This is a genomic window from Aestuariivirga sp., from assembly GCF_037139295.1.
Taxonomy (GTDB): Bacteria; Pseudomonadota; Alphaproteobacteria; order Rhizobiales; family Aestuariivirgaceae; genus Aestuariivirga.
Window position 1 is genome coordinate 1 of sequence record NZ_JBAXGR010000205.1, and the last position, 3,339, is coordinate 3,339.

Sequence of the window (3,339 nt, forward strand, 5' to 3'; positions counted from 1 at the left end):
AGTCTCAATCTGCTGCGTCGACGCTGTGCCGCCCAGGTCCATCGGCAGCGGCCCCTCGGCGTCCTCATCGCGACCAACTTTTTGACCGTCCTCGAAAACTTCCTGCTCTGGTCGATCTACTGGTACGCGCCGTTCTTCGGTGTGTTCGTCGTCGAACTTGCGCGTACCCGTGGTTGGTACAAGGGTCACGAACTCTTCCAGGTTGGGGGCCGGTACTGGTTCACGGCCGGGTATCGATGGAGAGGAGTCGCGGCACTCGTCATCGGCATGGCCTTCTCGGCTCTCACGTCAAACACGCCATATTTCCGTGGCACGATCTCAGCAAACTGGCTAAACGGCGGCGATATCAGCGCAATAGGGGGCTTCCTCATGGGTGCTTTGGTCTATTGGCTGCTGTGCAGCATGCCTGACCAACGGGCAGCCGCGAAGGTCGCCCAGTGAGCCAAAGCGATTGGTTCGCCGTGCAACGCCTTCAGGAGCAGACGTACCTGATCGGCGAACCCATGCACGTCAACAGTTACCTCATCCTCGGCTCCGAGCGGGCGGTCCTCTTCGACACCGGGATGGGCATCGAGAACATCCGGGTCGCGGCCGAAACAATCACCGATCTCCCGATCCTTGTGGTTAACAGCCACTATCACTTCGACCACGCCGGCGGAAACCATTTGTTCGAGGACATCGCGATCCACGAGGCCGGCGCCGCGGCCCTCGAGCAGGGCCCACCGCCTGAATGGTTCCCGCGGTATATCGATTTCGCCACAGAACTATTAGAGAAATATCTGGAGTTTCGGGCCATCGACGCTGACTGGTTTCAGGTACTGGGCACAGAGATGCAGATGCGCCCGCTGCCGGAGGATCTGGCCCGCCGAGGTTGGCGCACCCTACCCACCGTGCCCACGCAACTCCTTCGCGACGGCGACACACTCAACCTCGGCGATCGCACCCTGACCGTCATGCATACACCTGGCCACACCCGCGATTGCATTTGTCTCATTGACAACGACCGCCGCCTGCTGTTTACCGGTGACACCGTTGACTCTGGTCCCATCTACGTCCACTTCGACGACTCTGACATCGATGCATTCAGCACATCAGTTGCGCGACTCGCCGCCGAAGTCGTGCCTAACGTCGATCGTGTGTTCAGCGCGCACGGAGCTCGCTACCAGTGGTACCCGGAAACCATCACTGAGATCGCACGCGCCGCCGAACTCATACTCGGAGGTGAAGCGCCGTTCCGCGAAGCTATCGACTGTTTCGGTGACAAGGCCCACGAGGCGTTCTTCGGAGACTTCTCCATCACGGTGCCTTGGGGCTACTCGCCGCAGGCGCCGAAGTAGGTACTACCAAGCGTCGCGGCCGCTGTCGGGCGAGGTAGAGCGGCGCGGCGCGGCAAGCTGGTAGACGCACGCGCCATATGGTGAAGATCAACGTCGGGACTTTGTCGGCGACTATGAGAGATGAGCCTGACGTGTCTACCCAAGCTGCCGTAAGTGACATCGAGCGAACAACTATTCACGCTTCCTTCTTTGCTTTGGCGTGTGGCACCGTGGGCATGTTGGGCGTAGCGGTCGGCACGCTCATCTCCCCTGGTGAGGGATCTTCATTAGGCTGGGCCCTGCATGCCGGGGGCTGGGTTCTCGTGGCGATCGCGATCATCGCGCACATCGAGCACCTGTCCAACCGGCTTGGCCGGGCCTCAGTAATCTGCGGAATCGTCGCTGCGGTTGCAATGGGCGTTGCTGATGTACCGTTCGCCATTGATTCGACGTGGGTCAACAACACGGGCTGGGTCAACTGGTACAACGGCATGTGGGCCGCGTCCTCGATCTTCGCTGCAGCAAGCCTGGCACTGGCCGCGATGCGCAAAGAGGCACGGCTTACAGCACATCTAGCCTCAGGCAATACCGGAAGTTACGCGGTCGAGGACTACGCCACCACCGTCCATGCCTCATTCCTAAGCCTAGTAACCGGCGCACTTGGATTTCTGCTCGCGGGGATCTCTTCTCTGATCCTCATCGGAGGTGGCGGGCCAGCCATTCGTCTGTCTTGGATCCTGTTTTCCCTCGGAAGTTTGGTCATCGCAGTAGCGGTTATTTCCCACATCGAACACCTGTCGTTGTCACTGGGACGGCCCGCGATCATTATCGGTGCGCTAGCCATGGTCCTCAACGCATTGAGCACGGTCCCAGGAGTCTTAGACCCCGTCGGCTCCGACACTTTCGGGACATCGTTCAGTTGGGTCCTATGGGGTGCCGCTTCGGTCGCCGCAACGATTGCCATCGGCTTGGTTGCCATCCGGCGCCGCGCCCAAGGCTGAGTCAGCGGCCCGGGCGCGGCCTAGTTGCGTTGGGCTCGGATCTAGACAGCCGAGCCGTAGAGCAAGGGATACCGATGCGAGTTGGTAGATCAGGGCCAACCCCAAGCAGCCAGAGCTCTCGACCTCGACTCGGAGATTCGCATGAATGAACTGATCCGTTGGCAAGTGGTCGACCCGAATAGCGGAGCTCCTTTAGACCAGCAGTGCGGGCACGTCGAGGCAATCGTCCCCATTGCGACGTCGACCATCGCGGGTTGTGAAGACTGCCTACGTGAAGGTTCAGAGTGGGTCCATCTGCGGGAATGCCTTACGTGCGGGCGCATCCGCTGCTGCGACAACTCACCGCGCCAACATTCAACGGCGCACTGGAAGGCTGGCGGTCATCCGCTCCTTCGCTCGGTTGAACCGGGAGAGAGTTGGGCATGGTGCTACCCCGAGGAACTGTTCCTGCTCCCGCTCGACGACTAGCGGGGAAAGCCGAGAAACTCGCTGGGCTGCAAGGTCTCGCACGAGGCGAGCGCAGGCTGACACGCTAGGAAGTTGTCAGCCGCCCGGGCAGTTGTCAGCCGCCCAGGATGTGGCTGGGCCACACGTGGAACAACTCGGCGTCGCGCTCAACGGGAGGCGCCGGGAATCCATCAACCACCTGCGAGGCAATGGGCATGAGGACGTTGTCCCGGAAGTCTTCCCAGCTCTGCTTGGATTCCTGGATCGCAAAAATATAGATGCCGCCGTCAGCAACGCCCGCTGCATGGAACAGCTGGCCAGCAGGCAAACTGCCATCAGCCGGGTGCACAAGCCTGATCTCGCGTTCGTATTGCTCCTCAGTGCCGCCTGGCCAGAAGTGGGAGATTGCGTATGCCACTGCCGTCTCCTCACACACTTAGTCAGGCCGCCAGCGCTCAGACACCACACACGCGGTCCTGCGGATCATCGCCACAGTATCCGTCGCCGGTAAGGGTGCATAGTGCCGTGAGCGTCATGCCCCCACCGACTCGGGCTATGTCAGGACCGACGGATAG

The 3,339-nt window shown here is 60.9% G+C and carries 5 protein-coding genes; 4 read left to right on the top strand and 1 reads right to left on the bottom strand.

Annotated elements, in window-relative coordinates; all coding sequences use genetic code 11:
• From WCJ41_RS20800 to WCJ41_RS20815, 4 genes are all read left to right on the top strand, one after another.
• Nucleotides 1–441 (top strand): hypothetical protein (locus WCJ41_RS20800; protein WP_336907751.1); only part of this gene is annotated, 441 nt, incomplete at its 5' end.
• Nucleotides 438–1,337, top strand: coding sequence for an MBL fold metallo-hydrolase (locus tag WCJ41_RS20805; protein ID WP_336907752.1), 900 nt, complete (start codon nt 438–440; stop codon nt 1,335–1,337). The genes WCJ41_RS20800 and WCJ41_RS20805, both read left to right, overlap by 4 nt.
• Before the next feature lie 77 nt (nt 1,338–1,414).
• Nucleotides 1,415–2,317: a hypothetical protein gene (locus tag WCJ41_RS20810; protein ID WP_336907753.1), complete on the top strand. Its 903-nt coding sequence runs from the start codon at nt 1,415–1,417 to the stop codon at nt 2,315–2,317.
• Nucleotides 2,318–2,458: 141 nt separating this feature from the next.
• Nucleotides 2,459–2,785: a UBP-type zinc finger domain-containing protein gene (locus WCJ41_RS20815; RefSeq protein ID WP_336907754.1), complete on the top strand. Its 327-nt coding sequence runs from the start codon at nt 2,459–2,461 to the stop codon at nt 2,783–2,785.
• Nucleotides 2,786–2,879: 94 nt separating this feature from the next.
• On the opposite strand, the gene WCJ41_RS20820 is transcribed toward WCJ41_RS20815, so the two are convergent.
• The gene (locus WCJ41_RS20820; RefSeq protein ID WP_336907755.1) at nt 2,880–3,182 is read right to left on the bottom strand and encodes a hypothetical protein; all 303 of its coding nucleotides are present in this window, start codon (nt 3,180–3,182) and stop codon (nt 2,880–2,882) included.
• Nucleotides 3,183–3,339 lie beyond the last annotated feature (157 nt).